Origin of the sequence: Lentzea sp. JNUCC 0626 (genome assembly GCF_043632865.1) — a bacterium.
GTDB lineage: Bacteria > Actinomycetota > Actinomycetes > Mycobacteriales > Pseudonocardiaceae > Lentzea.
In genome coordinates this window covers 116869-132444 of record NZ_CP171636.1, presented here as the reverse complement: position 1 = coordinate 132444, position 15576 = coordinate 116869, and the positions used below count along the sequence as shown (strand labels likewise).

Genomic DNA, 15576 nt, shown 5'->3' with positions numbered 1-15576 from the left:
TTAGGCAGAAAGTGCAGCTAGACAGCTTTGACGCTGACTGACGGTTCGGGCGGTGCCGTACAAGGCGTTATACGAATGGCATGCCGAGGCCCTCCGGCACGGACTGCCTCCGAGCAGATCATCGGACATCTTGATAGCTGATAGTGACTGGTTGATCGTGGATTCGCGGCTCGGCCCGCTTGCTGTCCGTGCTCGGCTGGCGACACGCTGGTGGGCATGACGACGCAGGCGGCGGGCTACCGGGACGTGTTCGCCGTGGCGGAGTTCCGGCGGCTGTGGTTCGCGCACGTGCTCTCGGTGGCCGGGGACCAGCTGGCCAGGGTCGCGCTGACGGTGCTGGTGTTCGACCGGACCGCCTCGGCCGGGCTGGCCGCGCTCACCTACGCCGTGACGTACCTGCCCGACCTGGTCGGCGGCGCGACGCTGGGCGGGCTGGCCGACCACTACCCGCGGCGCACGGTCATGGTGCTCGCCGATGTCGGGCGTGCCGGGTTGGTGGCCGTGATGGCGGTGCCCGGCGTGCCGTTGCTGGCGCAGGTCGGGCTGCTGGCGGTGGTGCAGTTGCTCGCGGTGCCGTTCGCCACGGCGCGCCAGGCGGTGCTGCCCGACGTCCTCGCCGGCGACGAGCTCACGGTGGGGCTGGGGGTGTTCGCGATGACGTACCAGGCCGGGCTGGTCATCGGCTTCGGCGGCGGCGCCGCGGTAGTCGCCGGGCTGGGCACCTCAGGCGCGCTGTGGGTCGACGCGGCCACGTTCGCGGTGTCGGCCGCGGTGATCCGGTTCGGGCTGCGGCCACACGCTCCGCGCGGGAGCTCGAGCGCGCAGGGCACGTGGGCGAAGGTCCGGGCGGGGTGGCGGGTGGTGGCCGATGACGGGCGGTTGCGGTCGCTGCTGGCGCTGGCGTGCTGCTCGGGCTGGTACGTGGTGCCCGAGGGCCTGGCCGTGCCGTACGCGGCGCAGATCGGCGGCGGCCCCGCCGCCGTGGGCTGGCTGCTCGCGGCCAACCCGGTGGGCATGGTGGCCGGGATGGTGCTGCTCAAGCGGGTGCCGCCGTCGCGGCGGCTGCGGCTGCTCGGGCCGCTGGCGGTGGCCACGAGCCTGGTGCTGCTGCCGACCGGATGGGCGCCGGGTCTGGCGGTCACCGTGGTGCTGTGGATGGTCAGCGGGGCGTGCTCGGCGCACAACATGATCGTCCAGGCGGCGTACGTGACGACCGTGCCGGAGGCGCTGCGCGGCCGGGCGGTCGGCGTGGCGATGGCGGCCCTGCGCGCGGCACAGGGCCTGGCCATCGTCCTGGCCGGTCTCGCGGCCCAGTTCTTGCCGCCCTCGCTGGTGATCACGGCCGCGGCCGCCGCCGGTGTGCTCGCGGCGACCGTGGCGGCCGGTGCCTGGTCTCGTGCGACTTCGCGTGCGGCCTCGTCCGCGCCGGCACCACAGCGGCGGGACGAGGCCGACGACGACGTCTCGGGTTGAGCGGCGTGGTCGAGAGCGGTTGTCGGGTTCGGTCCGGGGTCACCGGGTCCAGTTGACGTCGTTGCGCACGACGGTCACCTCCTCGTCGTGTCATTCGGCCGCGAAAGGGGCCGTGAACAGGGGTTTTGAACGAAGCGCCGGAGCTGCGGCCGAGCAGGCCGGACCGGCGAGCGGGGTCACCAGTTCACGTCGCGCATGGCGGGCACACCTCCTCCCTTGAGGAGAAGCCTGTCCGTTGGGCTAACCGGGTGGCTTTCCGGTCGCGCCCACCATCGTCCCTGGTCGCAGCGGCGACGCCGCGTACAGATTCGGTTACGGTGAGGGCCGGAAGCGGGCAAGCTGCGCTCTTTTTGCAGGTGAGGGCTGGTGCTGGGGCGGATCGGCAGACCATACAGATGGGTCACGGGCTGGGGCCTGTGGCAGGCCCCGTCACACGTCCGGACCTACGTGCTCGCCGCCTACGTCGTCGCGGTGGCCGTCGCGGCCGCGACCGCGTTCCTGCTGCCGGTCACCGGTGCTGACCTGATCCGGTTCGCCGTGCTCGCCGGGTGCGCTGTCGTCTACATCGAGGTCACCCGCCGGATTGAGCGGCAGCGGGAGTACTGGCGCGGCGCGGTCTCGCCCTACCTGGACACGAAGTCGGTGTGGAGCTTCGCCGCGGTGCTGGTGCTGCCGCCGGCGCTCGCCTCGGCGATGGTCGTGCTGACCTACGCGGTGGCCTGGTGGCGTATCTGGCCACGTGAACGGCCAGTTCCCTTGTACCGGTGGGCTTTCTCCGGTGCGACGGTGCTGTGCGGCACCCAGGCCGCGGTCGCGGTCCTGGCGCTGGGCATGCACACCTACCCCGGCGTTCCGGACCCGACGGTGTTCGCGGGCCTACCCGAACTGGGCGTCGTCGCCGCTGCGGCCGTGCTGCGCTGGGCGATCAACGCGGGCTTGGTGATGGCCGCGATCCTGATCAGCAACCCGCAGGCCAACGTCACCGACCTGTTCAAGAACTTCTCCGAGCACCTGCTGGAAGCCGGGTCGATGGGCTTGGGCCTGGTCGCCGCGACGTTGGTGCTGCACAACCCGGCCGTGCTGGCCGGGGTGGTGATCGCCCTGGTGGCGATGCACCGCGGTCTGCTGGTGCACCAGTACCAGCGAGCGGCCCGCACCGACACCAAGACCGGGCTGGCCACGGCCGGGTGGTGGCATGAGCTCGCCGAGCAGGCGCTGGCCCGCGCCCGTGACCGGGACGGCACCGTCGGCGTGCTGATCCTGGACCTGGACCACTTCAAGGACGTCAATGACGGGCACGACGAGCACGGCGGGCACCTCGTCGGCGACCGGGTCCTCGCCGCGGTCGCCGACGCACTGCGTGAAGAGACCCGTGAACAGGACGTTTGCGGGCGTTGGGGTGGCGACGAGCTGGTGGTGCTGATCCCCGACGTCGGATCGCGGCGCAACCTGCTCAACGTGGCCGAACGCATTCGCCGCCGGATCCGCTCGGTGGTCGTCGAGGTCACCGGCGCCGCGCAGGACGGCCAGGACGCCGTGGAGGTCAAGGACCTCACCGCGTCCATCGGCGGCTCGATGTTCCCCGTCGCCAGCGTCGAGACGGTCGACGACCTGCTGTCGATGGCCGACGTCGCGCTGTACGAGGCCAAGCGCGCCGGCCGTAACCAGACCTGCCTGAGCCCTGCGCCGATCCCCGAGCAGACCACCGGCGCGGACGCCGTCGGCTGAGCCGGATACACCTCAGAAAAAGGCGGATGAGCTGGCATTACACCGTTAATTCAAATCATATGATCTGAATTTTTGGAGAGGCCCGGCGCTGCGACGGCGAAGCCAGCACCTGCGCGGACCGCTGCACGCAGGTGTCACCGTGACCTCCGCGTGCAGCGGCCGCTGCCCTGAACTGGGCCTTAACCGGTGATGCCGAGACGGGCCAGGAAGGGGCCGGTGCGCAGCTGCCCGCCGACCAGGGCGAGGTACAGGCCGGGGTCGGTGCCGCCGCGGGCCAGGACTTCGCGGAGCGCGTCGCCGGCGGCGCGACCGGGGCCGCCGAGAGCGGTGAACGCTTCGTGCAGCTGGGCTGCGAGGGCATCGGACCAGCTGTAGGCGTAGTAGGAGGCGTCGTAGCCGCCCACGAGCGAGTGCCGGAAGAACGCGGTCAGGTAGCGGGGCGGGACGGTGTCGGCCAGGCCAGCCGCGGTCAGGACCTGGTGCTCGAAGGCCTCCACGTCGCCGATCTCGTCGTCGGGGCCAATGGAGTGCCACGCCAGATCCAGCAGGGCCGTGGCGATGTCCTCGACCAGCCGGTAGCCGACGCCGTGCCGGGTGGTGGTGAGTGCGGCCGCCAGGTCGGCGGGCATCGGGGCGCCGGTGACGTGGTGGCGGGCGTAGCCGGCCAGCAGGCCGGGGTCCAGCGCCCACATCTCCTGCACGACCGACGGGGCTTCGACGACGTCGCGCGGCAGCCGGCTGAAGCCGCTGTCGCCGGGGTAGCGGACGTCGCTCAGCATGACGTGCACGACGTGCCCGACCTCGTGGAACACCGTCACCGCCTCATCGGCGGTGAGCAGCACATCGCCGCTGTTCAGAGCACTGTCCGGGTGCGGGGGCAGGTTGAGCGACAAGCAGACCACCGCACGCTGATCGAGCAGCCGGGACTGCGCGGACAGCTCGGTGCACCAAGCCCCAGGCCGCTTGCCGGGCCGCCGGTGCAGGTCGGCCAGGACCAGCCCGAGGCGGCGGCCGTCGTGGTCGACGGCCTCCCACGTCAGCACGCCGGGGGCGTGGACGGGCAGGTCGAGGCGTTCGCGCAGCTGCATCCCGTAGAGGCGGTGGACCAGCTGGCGCACGCCGTCCAGGACGGCGGAGAGCGGCAGGTACTCGCGCACGTCGGCGACGTCGGCGCCGCGGCGGGCCTGGTCGGCGAGGAACAGCCGGTCGGCCGCCGCGACCGGCCCCGAACCGGTGGTGAGGGCGGTGTCTTCGGCGGCGGCCTGGCGTACGGCCAGCGGTGCCAGTTCATGCAACAGCGTGGCGACGGCCTCCGATGATCCGGCGGTCTGCTCGGCCAGCACGTAGTCGGCGTGGTGGGCGTAGCCGAGCAGGCGCGCGCGGGTGGCGCGCAACCGGTACAACTCGACGGCCAGGTGGCGGGTGTCGTGCGCGTCGCCGCGCGAACAGCGCGAGACCGAAGCGGCGTGAACCCGGCGGCGCAGCCCTGGGTCGGCCAGGCGCGCCAGGATCGGCTGCACGGTCGGCGCGGACAGCGTGAGCAGCCATCCGTCCTGGTCGCGCTCGGCGGCGGCCGCGGCCGCCGCGGCGACCTCGTTGTCGTCCAGGCCCGCGAGCTCGGCGCGGTCGGTGACGTGCACCGCGGCGGCGGCCAGGCCGGCCGACAGCCGGGCCTCGATGGCCACCTCGAGTTCGGCCTCGTGGGCGGTCAGCGTCCGCAACCGGTCGCGGGCGCCGTCGTCCAGGTGCGCGCCGACGCGGACGAACCGCCGGTGCACCCGGTCCAGCAGCGCGGTGTCCTCTTGGTCGAGGTCTAGTTCGGCGCGGCGGGCGTGCACGGCGGCCACCCGCGCGTACAGCCGTGGGTCGAGCCACGCTGCGGCGTCGGCGGCAGCCAGCAGCGGCGTGACCACCGCGTCCAGGGCGTGCCGGGCCGGGGTGCCGGCCGTCTTGAGCAGCACCGACCACAGCTGCCTGACCGGCCAGAGCAAGGCGTGTGCCCGCTCGATGTTCACGACGTCGCCGAACGCGGGCGGGTGCTCGGCGGTGCTGACGGCTTCCAGGGCTGCGGCGCGGGCGTCGACGGCCGCCCGGACGGCGGGCTCGATGTGCTCGTCGACGACCAGGTGCAGCGGTGGCCATCCCAGCGGCCACGCTGCGGCGAAGGGGTCGGCGGCCTCGGGCAGGGCGGTGCGCAGTTCCACAGCAGTCCTCCTGGGTGTGGTCGGTGCCAGCTTGGCTGGTCACCGTGGGGAGATCGCGGGCGAACGCACGCCCGTCGACCTTCTGAACAGCAGAAAAGGCTCCGGGCCGTCGTCCACGTGCGAAGTGGTCGACGGCCCGGAGCCCTCAGATGATCATGACCTGACGGTTGCCGCGGTCATCCGGCGGCGCCGAGGGCGTGAACGTCGGCGGCGGAGCTCTCCAGGCGGTGACGGTGCATCCAGGCACGCGCGCCGAGGATCTCCAGCCGACCGAAGGACGAGGTCGGTTCGGGCACGTCGAGCAGCCGGTGCAGCTGCGGGTGGTGGTAGGCGAAGAAGCGGGTGAACATCTCCGCCTCCCGGTCGAGGGTGACGTCGTCGGCGGCGGCCCACTTCGGCTTCACCAGTTCCGGCATCGCCTCGACCACCCGGTCCATCAGCACGAGGTTGGGGCGCAGGCCCAGCGGCGGGTCGACGTGCCGGGAACATGCCCGGTCGATGTCCCGCCCGGCCGAGGCGGCCTCCGGGGAGTAGTCACGGTCGTTGGTGCCGGGGACGGGAAGCAGGTGGTCGAGCAGGCGCTGGGCGAGCGGGACGAGCAGGGGCAGGAAGTGGGCGGCCTGGACGGCGTTGAGGTAGGGCCGTTCCTTGACACCGGAGTCGATGACCCAGCACAGCAGGTCCGGCACCGGCTCGAACCACTGGTGCGGGCCGCCGTTGCGCGAGAACGACTTGCCCGGGAAGTGGGCCTCCCACTCCGCGGCGGTGCAGCGCCCGTGGATCGGCGTGTTTCGCCAATCCCCGCAGTGGAAGCCCAGTTCGCCGGTCCGGGTGTTCAGCAGGACGTGCTGGTAGCGGCCGGCGTTCGCGCCCTCGGGCGGCGGGCCCACCAGGGTGGAGCCGACCTCGTCGTAGCGGCGCATCCACCGGTCGATCGGCTCTCTGGCCGGGATCGGTGGCAACCCGGCGGCGTCGATCTCGAGGACGGACACGGTGGGCACGGAGGTCATCGAACGCTCCTGGTGGTCGACGCGAAAAAGCTCAGTAACGTTACATAGTAACGATTACTGAGCCGTCGGCAAGGGGGACTGAGTTCGGTCAACACTGAAGCAATAGAGATTGATGAGGATGATGCGCGCGGCGAGAAACCGGTGGGGAACAGGAGAAATGCCGTCGCGAGGCGGCACACCGCGCCCCTGGGGCAGGGCGCGGTGTGCGGTCAGAACAGGCGCATCCGCAGCGGCATGCGAGGGCCGCCGTTGCGGAGCCAGTACCGGATGTCCTGGTGCGCGGTGTACATCCAGGCGGCGAAGCCGATGGCCGCGATCAGCACGGAGGGCACCCCCGGCCACCAGCCCCACCAGGCGCTATCGAACAGCCAGTGGAGACCGCCGGTGACGATGAACCAGAGCACCGCGGCGATCAGCAGACCGATCGCGAGCGCCTTGCCATAGAGCTTGGGTGCGTGCATCAAGCGGGTCGCCCGGCCAGGCGCGGGCGCGGTCGGCTGCATGTCGAACTCGAAGCGCGGGGGGCGGATGCGCACGGGGTCCTCGTCCTCGTCCTCGGTCTCGACGTCGTCAACTGGGCGGGACCGCGGCTGCGGCCGCGGGCGCGGAGGCGTGGGAGCGGCCTGGGGCTCAGCGCGCTGCTCAGGTGCGGGAGGCGGCGGCGTGCTGCCGAGGCTTCCGTCCGTCGTGGGCGCGCCGTCCTCCCGGGCCGCGCTGGACGCCCAGCTGCCGAGCTGGCCGCGGTGCTGGTCGTAGAAGCGCATCTTATCGGCGACCTCGGCCTCGTTCTTGGAGTGGCGTCGGGCCATCTCCTCGAACTGGGTGCGGTTGGTCTCCCAGAACTGCTCGTTGCCGAGTTCGAGCATGTCGAGTTCGTGAGCCATCCGGATCGGATCCCTGCTCTGCTCACTCACACGCGGCTCCCTAGGTCGGACTCCGCCATTGTCCCGCACTGCCATCACCTGAACCAATCCACTGGAAGTGCGGCGCTCCGGCCGGGTGGCCGGGGCGTTGGCGCACAGGTTGCCTACTTGTTGTCGCTGGTCGGTGCGTGGTGCGGCAGGTACCAGCGCGCACCGCGGTTCTTGCCGTCGAGCACGACTAGGTTGCGGTGCGACAGGTCGCGCAGCCGCTGCCGGATGGCCTCGGGCGAGGGCTTCTTGCCGGTGGCCTTCTCGATGGCGGCGGCGATGTCGGCGTTCTGCGCGCCCTTGTGGGAGTGGCGGCCGATGACCTCCAGGGCCGCGACGGCGATGGCGTCGTCGTCGGCGAACCGCTTCGGGTCCTCGGTGCGCATGGTGGCCGCGGCCAGGGACACCCCCTTGGGGATGGCGTCGATCTCGGCCTGCAGGGCGGCCAGGTCGGCGATCGCCGGGCCCATCTGGGTGTGCAGCTGCTCGGTGAGCATGCCCGACCGCTTCTCGCGGGCGGAGTCGCTGTCTCCCAACGGGATTCCGGCGTCCGCGAACACGGCGCCGGTGTCGAGCTCGGGTGCGGACGAGACCACGGGGTCCTCCTCGGTGTCGGAATCGAAGGTGATGCCGGACACCGTGAGGCGTCCGTCGAGCATGGCGTCGAGCCAGCCGATGTTGGTGGTCAGCGCGCGGATGACCTCGTCGGCCTCGGCCTCGGTGGCCGGCGGCACGGTGATCCGCGGCGACATCACTTCCTGCGGGGTGAGCATCGGGTTGTCCGGGATGATCACCTGCCGCTTCGCGTACGCGTCACCGGCGGCCTGGGCCGACACGGCGTCGAGCTTGGGCCGGAACGGGGCGTACAGAGCGGCGATCAGCGGGATGTCGCCGAGGTCGTCTTCCACCTCGTCGTCGGCCTCGCGCACGAGAAACCCGCGGAAGTGCGTCATCTCGCCGGTCTCGCCGTCCTCGATGACGGTCTCGCCAGCGAGGAACTTCGACGCGTCGGCCTGCAGCAGGTCGGCGTTGGACAGCACGAACCCGGCCTCGTGCGCCTTCTTGACCTTCATCAGGCGGCGCTGGGCGGCCTGGGAGATCACCGACTGGAAGCCGTGGCCGTAGTCGGTCTGGATGCCGCGCTGGCCCCAGAACTTCAGCGAGATGCCCTGCGAGCGGGCCTGCTTGGTGAGGTTGCCGAGGAACTCGTTGCAGCGCTCGGAACCCAGCTCGTCCCACAGCGCCGGGAGCTCGTCGATGATGATCACCAGGACGGGGGCCGTCCTGGGCGAGACGATCGCGGACTTGTTGTAGGCGCGGCCGCGGGCGTTGGCGATGTTGCGGACGGCCTTGAGCATCTCGAGCGCGTCGGCGGCCTCGGTGGCCAGCCAGTCGATGCAGCCGCCCCACGGCTTGAAGTGCTTGCCGCGCTTCGCCGAGACGTCGATCGCCCAGATCACGACGTCGTTGCACGGCAGCAGCGAGCAGATCTCGCAGTTGATGGAGCTGGTCTTGCCCGAGCCGGTGAACCCGACGCCGAACTCGTGGTAGCAGCCGTAGCCCTTCTTGTAGATCTGCTCGTAGGCCAGGGACTGGTCCGGCTTCACGCCGGCGAGCACCTTGTCCCGGATGGTGGCCATGCCGGGCAGCAGGTGACGCAGGTGCTCAGGGATCGGCACGGCGTTGGAGGTGTCGCCGGACAGGCGGTGCTCGACCGCGGACTGCACGAACTGGTTCAGCTCGGCCAGGTGCTCGACGATCGGGTGCAGCACCGGCGCGCTGGCCGACCACTGCTTCTGCCAGATGACCTCGATGACGACGTGGTTGACGTCGTCCTCGTCGTCGAGGATCGTGACCGCGCCCTGGCGGGTCTTGCCCGGCAGCTCGGCGGCGATCTTCTTCGGCCCGAGCGCGAGCATGGTCTCCGCGGACACACCGGAGCCGGTGAGGTCGACGTGGTAGCGGATGCCGATCTGCTGGTTCTTGGCGTTGTGCATCGGCTCGCGGCCGACCATCCGGGCACCACGGAACCCGGCGCGGGACAGGATGCCGTTGTCCTCGTCCTCGTTCTCCGCACCGTTCCAGTCCTCGAAGACCGGGCGCTCCGCCAGCGCCGGCTTGCGCACCTTGCGGCGCTCGGCCCAGGTCACGTGCGAGGCGATCGCGCCCAGCAGGCCGGTGCCGCCCAGGAACGGGTCGAACGGGCCGACGAGGCTCGCGATGGCGGTCCAGGTGGCGGCGGCCAGGCCGTGGTAGCCGATGAGCTTCTGCTCCTCGGTCGACAGGCGTCCCATCCAGGTGTTGATGGCGGTGATCAGCGCGGAAGCGCCGCCGACGGCGGCGGCGATCTTCGGGTCGAGGTAGTGGTAGGCCGACGCGGTCGCCAGGGCCTCCACGTTGATCGCGAGCGGACGGGAGTGGTGGGCGTTCTTCCACGCCAGCGCCACGAGAGCGTCCTTGCGCTGCTTGCGCTTGCGCGCCCGGTTCTCGGCCCGTCGCTTCTGGCGAGGCGACTTCGGCTTCGGGGTTGCCTTCTTGCTCATGTTCACCGCCTTCTCTGATCAGCTCGAGGTCTATGCACTGGTTGATCAGGGACGACACCCGCCCGAGGGTGGTGGTGCAGTGGGGAGAGGCTGCGGCCTCGGGCGGGATCGACCTGGATCAACCGGTCAGGCGCCGAAGAAGCTCGACTCGTCGCGCATCGTGCGGCCGCGCTCGCCGTCCTTCTCGAACCGGTCGCGGTAGAGCTTCATGAAGTCCTTGGTGGAGCCCGCGGTCATCTGCATCGCCACGGCGATGGTCATGCCGGCCATGTAGAGCTTCTCCAGCGCGCGGGGGTCCATCTTCTCGATGACGTCCATGCGCACGGACAGCACGGTGATGCCCTCGGCACCAGCGCGCAGCGCCCCGGACAGGCGCATCAGCATCTGGATCCAGTCGTAGTAGTCCTCCGGCTGGTACTCCGCCAGTTCCTGGAAACCGCGCTGGATCAGGGCAACGGGGTCGGTGGCCATGGGTCCTCCTCGTGTAGCGGCGCCGTTCGGCGTCCGGGTGTTGCTGGACTCACCGCCACCGGCGGTGCTGCGGGGTTCTGCGGTCGCCCCGGAGGGCATCTCGAAGACACGTCGTCCCTGTTCAGGGCTGGAATCGGTGGTGCTGTCGGTCTTCTTGCGCTCGGGCGGGATGGCGTACTCGGCGTAGACGTCCTTGCCCTTCCAGCCGGGCACGTAGACGTCGCCGGGCGTGCGGTTCTTCAGGTCGTCGACGATCTGCTCGTTGGTCCGGCTCTGGCCGGCGGGGCCGCGGGGCTCCTTCCTCTTCGGCGTGTTCAGGACCTCGCGGGCCTTGGCCATCGCCTCTTCCTCGGCGCGGACCGCCGCCGCCGGCGTCGCCCGCATGGCCCTGAACAGCGCGTTCCTGGTCGTGGGCGGCGCGACGACCGCAGCGGCCCTCAGGGCCGCCCGGCCGGTGCGGTTCCAGCCACGCGAGATCGCGTGCGTGGACGCCTGGTCGAGCCGGACGGCGGCCGCGGTCCGCATCTTGCGCATCCGGGCCCGGTTGCGGGCCCGGATCCGGACCGCGCGTCGAGCTGCCGCGTCGCCGTAGACGACGGCGTTGCTGTACGCCGCGCGCCCGACGTGGTTGGTTGCCCGCCGCACGTGCGGCGCCGCCCACTTCCGGGCCCGGTTGGCGTGCCGAGCGGTCCACCGGACCGTCAGGTAGGTGCCTGCGACGGCGGAGACGGCCGCACCGGCCGCTCCCCTGCCGACCACGACGGCGCCGCGACCGGCGACGCGGATGGTCTTTCCCTTGCCCTCCTTGACTTTCTTGCGCTTCTTGTAGACCAGCCGCTGCGCCTGGCGGCCGCGGTGCGCGACGTCCTTGGCCCACTCGCCGGTGGCCGTCTCGGCCTTCGCGACCCAGCTGTCCATGTCGTAGCGCTCGGGACGGCGCGCACCCAGGTGCGTCCGCGGGGCGGTCGTCGACCGTCCCGCCACCTTCGAGCGCGTCTTCGTGGAAGCCATCGTCAGTTCACCGGCTTGGACTGCTCGACGCTCACCGCGGGCGCGGGCTGTTCGGCCTCACCTGGTCCAGCGACCATGACGATGCCGACGACCGTCACGGCCAGGAACATCAGACCGAGCAGCACACGGCCGAACCGGTTGGGGTCGTTGATCGCGACCGCGGTCTGCGCGGTGAACCACGACGTGCCGTTGAGCACGACCGTCATCGGCGTCGTCACGACCGCGTAGCCGGTGTAGCCGACCTTGCCGACGACGAACGAGATGTTCTGCGCCCGCCGCACATGGGTGTCGATGGTCTCCCGCAGCGACGCTGGTGCCGTCGTGTTCTTCGGGTTGACCAGCAACGCCGACAGCTTCGCGGTGAGCCACGACAGCGCGTTGAGCGCGATGCCGATCACGGCGGCCGGCGGCGCGTAGAGGCAGTAGAGGAACCTGCCAGCCGGGGCGTCGATGGCCTGGCACCGGATGCGGTGCGCCGCCACAACGTCCTTGAGCGACGCAGGCGGGACCGCCGTGAAGTCACCGGGATTCCACCCAGCGGCATTGAGCAGGGCAAAGGAGCGCTTGTCCGCCTTCGTCGAGGCTGGCTCATCGGCGGCCTTGGCGTTGACCTTCCGCGCCTTTGCGGGCGGAGGGTCCTTCGGCATGTCTGCTGCGGCCGGAGTGCCTGCAGCAGGCTTGGTGCCCTTCGAGGCATCCGGAGCCGGGGCCGACGCCCACTTGCCAGAGCTGGCCATCTCGGCGTAGGTGGCGGTGGTGAACTCCTCCGTATCGACTGATGTGGACATCGGGAGACTCCTTGGGCCGTCGGGTCGTGGTGCGAGCCCACGTGGGATCTGCACCAGCCCCAACCACTCGATAACGGCAGGGGCATTTCTGTTCGGTTAGTGAGTCGAGGCTCGGTACCCCAGGCGTGCCGCCAGTCGGAACTGGCGGCCACCTGCACTACCTGCATCGGGTTCGTGCTGTTCAGAGAAGTTCCGTGCGGCCTGTCAGGCATCGGTAGACGCGCTGGGCCGTGCGGGTGCTGATCTTGATGTCGTGCTCGCGGAACGTCTTCTCGATCGCGATGCGGGAAGGCGTCGGTGGCAGAACGCGGTCCGCAATCCACTGGCGAACCACAGCCGACTTCTCGACGAGGTCCTCGTCAGCGACCGCCCCGCCGTGGTCGAGGTCTCCGAAGTAGGCCCAGATTCGTGGGAGGCAGGTGACGATCAGAACGGCGAGAAGTGGCCACACCCCATGGGAAACAAGGGAAACGACGTCGAACTTCTCAGCCACGTACGGCAGGTGATTCCACGAGTTGAGCATGAACGTGGTGCCGAGCAGGGCGACTTCGGTCCCGAGGATCCACCGGTCGTCGACGTGCTCACCGCGGCTAGCCATGAAGGCACGGAACGCGAACAGCGAGAGCATCAGGATGGCGATGGCGGGTTCGACCGACCACGCGAACCACCAACGGCCACTGAACGGCGGCGCTCCAGCAGCAACGGTGCCTTGCACGTTCGCGGTGGACACCATGAGGCTCAGCACGAGGCCGGAACCGGCCGCGAAGGTGATCCCCTTGCGCCAGCGCGAGGTCGACAGAGCTCGCCGAGCCGGGTCGCGAAACTGGTTGTGCAGCTTCGCGGCTTCGGCTGACTTGGACCGTTCCTGGATGACCTTCGGGGTGTCGGCCTCGGTCCAGTTCGGGTCGTCCTGGATCCCACGGATCGCGGTGCGCTCGGCGAGCTGTGCCCGGAGCTTCTGAACAACCTTGGTCTCACCGGACAGGTTCCCCGGGGTTTCCTGGGCTTCCGGGGCTCCTGGGGCTCCCTGGTTCCCATGGGTTACCGGTGAAACCTGGGTTCCTGGGCTTCCCTGGGCGGGGACTGGAAAGTTGTCCAAGGAGTGCCCGTTCAGCTTGGGCCTCTCGGCGACTGTCGTCATCAGCTGTACCTCTCGAACGTTTTGCCTGTTCAGGGGTGGGTTACGCGGCCGTCGCGGTCGAATGGCAACTAACCACGACGGCGGGCAGGGGAACCACGGCGGCAACCTGCTCGACTGCGATCTTCGCCTCTGCGGTCAGGAAGACCTCGACCGCGTCCGCCAATGCCTCTGCAACGGTGTCCGATTCGGCCGCAGCGAGGTGCCACGGATCCAAGTCACCGAAGACCTCAAGCCAGTCGACCTCCCTGGGGTGGCGGTCTAGGACGTCGAACGTGAGCTCGTCGTTGCTGTTCACAGGCCTTGTCCCTCCGTTGAGTACACGCCGCCGCGTCCTAGTAACCGTTACCGCGTGATGTTACATCGTCACGTTACTGACGCGTTCCTGCACGATCAAGAGCCTAACGAACCTAACCGGTTCGATCAATCCGGTTCGCTCGAACCGGTTCGGCCGATAGTGTTGAACGGCGATCCGGCCTGATCAGACCGGTCAGGTTTGGCACACTGACGAGGTGACGGTGACGACCAGAAGAGCGAGCGCAGAGCTCATCACTGCCGAGCTGCGCGAGGCGATCGAAGCCGGCATGTATCGAGAAGGCATGGCTCTGCCGTCGAAGAGCTCCTTGAGGAGGCAGTACGGCTGCAGCAACGACGTCGCACAGAGCGTCTTCAACAACCTCGCGGCGGAGGGACTGATCGTCACCCGGAGCGGAGCGGGCGCATTCGTGCGACCGCCGGCGGTGGTGTTCACACCCGACGAGCTGATCAGCGGTTTCTCTAAGCCAGCGGCTCGACGCGTTCCTGCGCCGCGATGGGTTGCCGAGCTGCTCCAAGTCGAACACGGCACAGAGGTCGACAGGACGGATGCCGTCCTCGAAGAACGAGCCCTCTCGACCTGGCTGCATCCCACGAGGACCGGAGCGCCCGAGCGGTTCGAGACTTACGTCCAGGCGCGAGCAGGTACGGCCGACGAGCGCGGCCTGCTTGGACTTCGTCCCGGCACTCCGGTCCTCGTGATGGTGCGCATCCATCGCGCGAGCGGTGGGGGCGCCGTGGCGGTCGAACGGGTGACCTCGGTCGGCGCCGCTTCCACGCTCACCCTGGGCGACAGGGATGGATAGCTGCATGACCAAAAATGTATTGGCTGTTCAGAGCCTTGTGGACTGACCGGCAGTACGGATCTGAGGGAGGTGAGCGACCGCGATGGGCAGCAGCGAGCGATCGACACGTACTGACAGCGGGGTAGGAAAACAAGACAGCAACTTGTCAGTTCAAGGACAGGTGTCCGGAGCGGTGCTGCGCGCGCTACGAAGTGAGCTCGGCCTGACTCAGGCCGGCCTGGCCGAGGCGCTCGGTGTCGATGCGAACACGGCACAAGGTTGGGAGTCCGGTCGCCGGCCGCTGACCTCCGTCCGGGTCGAAGTGTTCCAACGGGTCCGACGTCGGCTGCAACTGCTCGGCGCAGACCTGGAAAAACTGGCTTTGCTCGATCACGCAGTAACCGCTGACTACCTGCTATCGGAGATCGCGGAGGCACCGCCGTCCGCGGCCCATCCACTAGCAACCCAGGTGACAGACAGGATGCTGACGGACCTGCTGGCTTGGCCGCTCACTGGCAAGCCACCTCGAGCTCTGCGCAACAGCCCATCCGCTCGACTTCTTCTCCCGGCGGGACAACGGGATCTTCTAGCCGCTCAGCTGCGTATGGCCGCTGAACAGGCAACAGACGCTGAATCAGGCCCGTTGCTTCGTCGGCAGACCTACTACCTGCTGGCCCAGCATGAAGGCTCGCGGGAGTGGCTGGAGGACATGGGCAAGCAGGAGCAGAGCTTGACGCGGAACTTGCGGGAGTGGACACCGCAGTGGGCGGCTGCCCGTTCTCTGGCCGTGTCACGGTCAGTCGCAGGAGACCCGGAACCCCTGGAGAGGTTCATTCGCGAGGGCCTAGCGCACGATGGCACCCAACTGGCCAACTTGACCTACTGGGCCTACTGGGTAGGCGAAGTGCCGGCTTTGTGGACATCAGATTCGACCATGACCGCGCCTGATCAGGGAAAATGGCGCGGCGACACGCTTCTTCGGGCGCTTGCGCTCAACTTGGACCCCGCCGTGCCGTACCGAGACCTGGCCGCGCACGCGATCCACGCACTACTGCCTATCCGGCGTGAACTCGCAGAAGATCCTGACGTAGTTGACCTGCTGCGCAGCCGGATCGCACAGATTCTCGATCATCCTGATGCGTTGTCACAGGCTGCTCGATCCCGCCTTGACCAGGTGTTTTACAGCGTACGGAGGTAGG

General features: G+C 69.4%; 12 protein-coding genes. 4 read left to right on the top strand and 8 right to left on the bottom strand.

What is annotated here, in order from left to right:
* Positions 1-216 precede the first annotated feature (216 nt).
* Positions 217-1473 carry an MFS transporter gene (locus tag JNUCC0626_RS50215; RefSeq protein ID WP_394622332.1) on the top strand — a complete coding sequence of 419 codons (1257 nt, stop codon included), beginning with the start codon at positions 217-219 and terminating at the stop codon, positions 1471-1473.
* A 447-nt stretch (positions 1474-1920) separates the two neighbouring features.
* Positions 1921-3201: a GGDEF domain-containing protein gene (locus JNUCC0626_RS50210; RefSeq protein ID WP_394622331.1), complete on the top strand. Its 1281-nt coding sequence runs from the start codon at positions 1921-1923 to the stop codon at positions 3199-3201.
* A gap of 179 nt (positions 3202-3380) precedes the next feature.
* On the opposite strand, the gene JNUCC0626_RS50205 is transcribed toward JNUCC0626_RS50210, so the two are convergent.
* The 8 genes from JNUCC0626_RS50205 to JNUCC0626_RS50170 form a co-directional block, all read right to left on the bottom strand.
* The gene (locus tag JNUCC0626_RS50205; protein ID WP_394622330.1) at positions 3381-5405 is read right to left on the bottom strand and encodes a M3 family metallopeptidase; all 2025 of its coding nucleotides are present in this window, start codon (positions 5403-5405) and stop codon (positions 3381-3383) included.
* Positions 5406-5581: 176 nt separating this feature from the next.
* Positions 5582-6415: a hypothetical protein gene (locus JNUCC0626_RS50200; RefSeq protein WP_394622329.1), complete on the bottom strand. Its 834-nt coding sequence runs from the start codon at positions 6413-6415 to the stop codon at positions 5582-5584.
* A gap of 209 nt (positions 6416-6624) precedes the next feature.
* Positions 6625-7329, bottom strand: a complete 705-nt coding sequence (locus JNUCC0626_RS50195; RefSeq protein WP_394622328.1) for a hypothetical protein — start codon at positions 7327-7329, stop codon at positions 6625-6627.
* A gap of 113 nt (positions 7330-7442) precedes the next feature.
* On the bottom strand, positions 7443-9869 hold the full coding sequence (locus JNUCC0626_RS50190) for a hypothetical protein (protein WP_394622327.1): 2427 nt from the start codon (positions 9867-9869) through the stop codon (positions 7443-7445).
* A gap of 126 nt (positions 9870-9995) precedes the next feature.
* Positions 9996-11351 (bottom strand): hypothetical protein, encoded by a 1356-nt coding sequence (locus JNUCC0626_RS50185; protein WP_394622326.1) that lies wholly within the window; start codon positions 11349-11351, stop codon positions 9996-9998.
* 2 nt (positions 11352-11353) lie between these two features.
* Positions 11354-12139, bottom strand: a complete 786-nt coding sequence (locus JNUCC0626_RS50180; protein ID WP_394622325.1) for a hypothetical protein — start codon at positions 12137-12139, stop codon at positions 11354-11356.
* A 181-nt stretch (positions 12140-12320) separates the two neighbouring features.
* Positions 12321-13280, bottom strand: a complete 960-nt coding sequence (locus tag JNUCC0626_RS50175) for a hypothetical protein (protein WP_394622324.1) — start codon at positions 13278-13280, stop codon at positions 12321-12323.
* A 40-nt stretch (positions 13281-13320) separates the two neighbouring features.
* Positions 13321-13575 carry a hypothetical protein gene (locus tag JNUCC0626_RS50170; RefSeq protein ID WP_394622323.1) on the bottom strand — a complete coding sequence of 85 codons (255 nt, stop codon included), beginning with the start codon at positions 13573-13575 and terminating at the stop codon, positions 13321-13323.
* A gap of 214 nt (positions 13576-13789) precedes the next feature.
* Here JNUCC0626_RS50170 and JNUCC0626_RS50165 point away from each other — a divergent pair, with 214 nt between their 5' ends.
* The gene (locus JNUCC0626_RS50165; RefSeq protein ID WP_394622322.1) at positions 13790-14398 is read left to right on the top strand and encodes a GntR family transcriptional regulator; all 609 of its coding nucleotides are present in this window, start codon (positions 13790-13792) and stop codon (positions 14396-14398) included.
* Between the two features lie 82 nt (positions 14399-14480).
* Positions 14481-15575, top strand: a complete 1095-nt coding sequence (locus JNUCC0626_RS50160) for a helix-turn-helix domain-containing protein (RefSeq protein WP_394622321.1) — start codon at positions 14481-14483, stop codon at positions 15573-15575.
* Position 15576: the final 1 nt, after the last annotated feature.

Excerpts from the sequence above, each read along its gene's own strand:
- JNUCC0626_RS50215 (WP_394622332.1), top strand. The coding sequence starts at position 217 with ATGACGACGCAGGCGGCGGGCTACCGGGACGTGTTCGCCGTGGCGGAG.
- JNUCC0626_RS50180 (WP_394622325.1), bottom strand. The coding sequence starts at position 12,139 with ATGTCCACATCAGTCGATACGGAGGAGTTCACCACCGCCACCTACGCC.
- JNUCC0626_RS50175 (WP_394622324.1), bottom strand. The coding sequence starts at position 13,280 with ATGACGACAGTCGCCGAGAGGCCCAAGCTGAACGGGCACTCCTTGGAC.
- JNUCC0626_RS50200 (WP_394622329.1), bottom strand. The coding sequence starts at position 6,415 with ATGACCTCCGTGCCCACCGTGTCCGTCCTCGAGATCGACGCCGCCGGG.
- JNUCC0626_RS50160 (WP_394622321.1), top strand. The coding sequence starts at position 14,481 with ATGGGCAGCAGCGAGCGATCGACACGTACTGACAGCGGGGTAGGAAAA.
- JNUCC0626_RS50185 (WP_394622326.1), bottom strand. The coding sequence starts at position 11,351 with ATGGCTTCCACGAAGACGCGCTCGAAGGTGGCGGGACGGTCGACGACC.
- JNUCC0626_RS50190 (WP_394622327.1), bottom strand. The coding sequence starts at position 9,869 with ATGAGCAAGAAGGCAACCCCGAAGCCGAAGTCGCCTCGCCAGAAGCGA.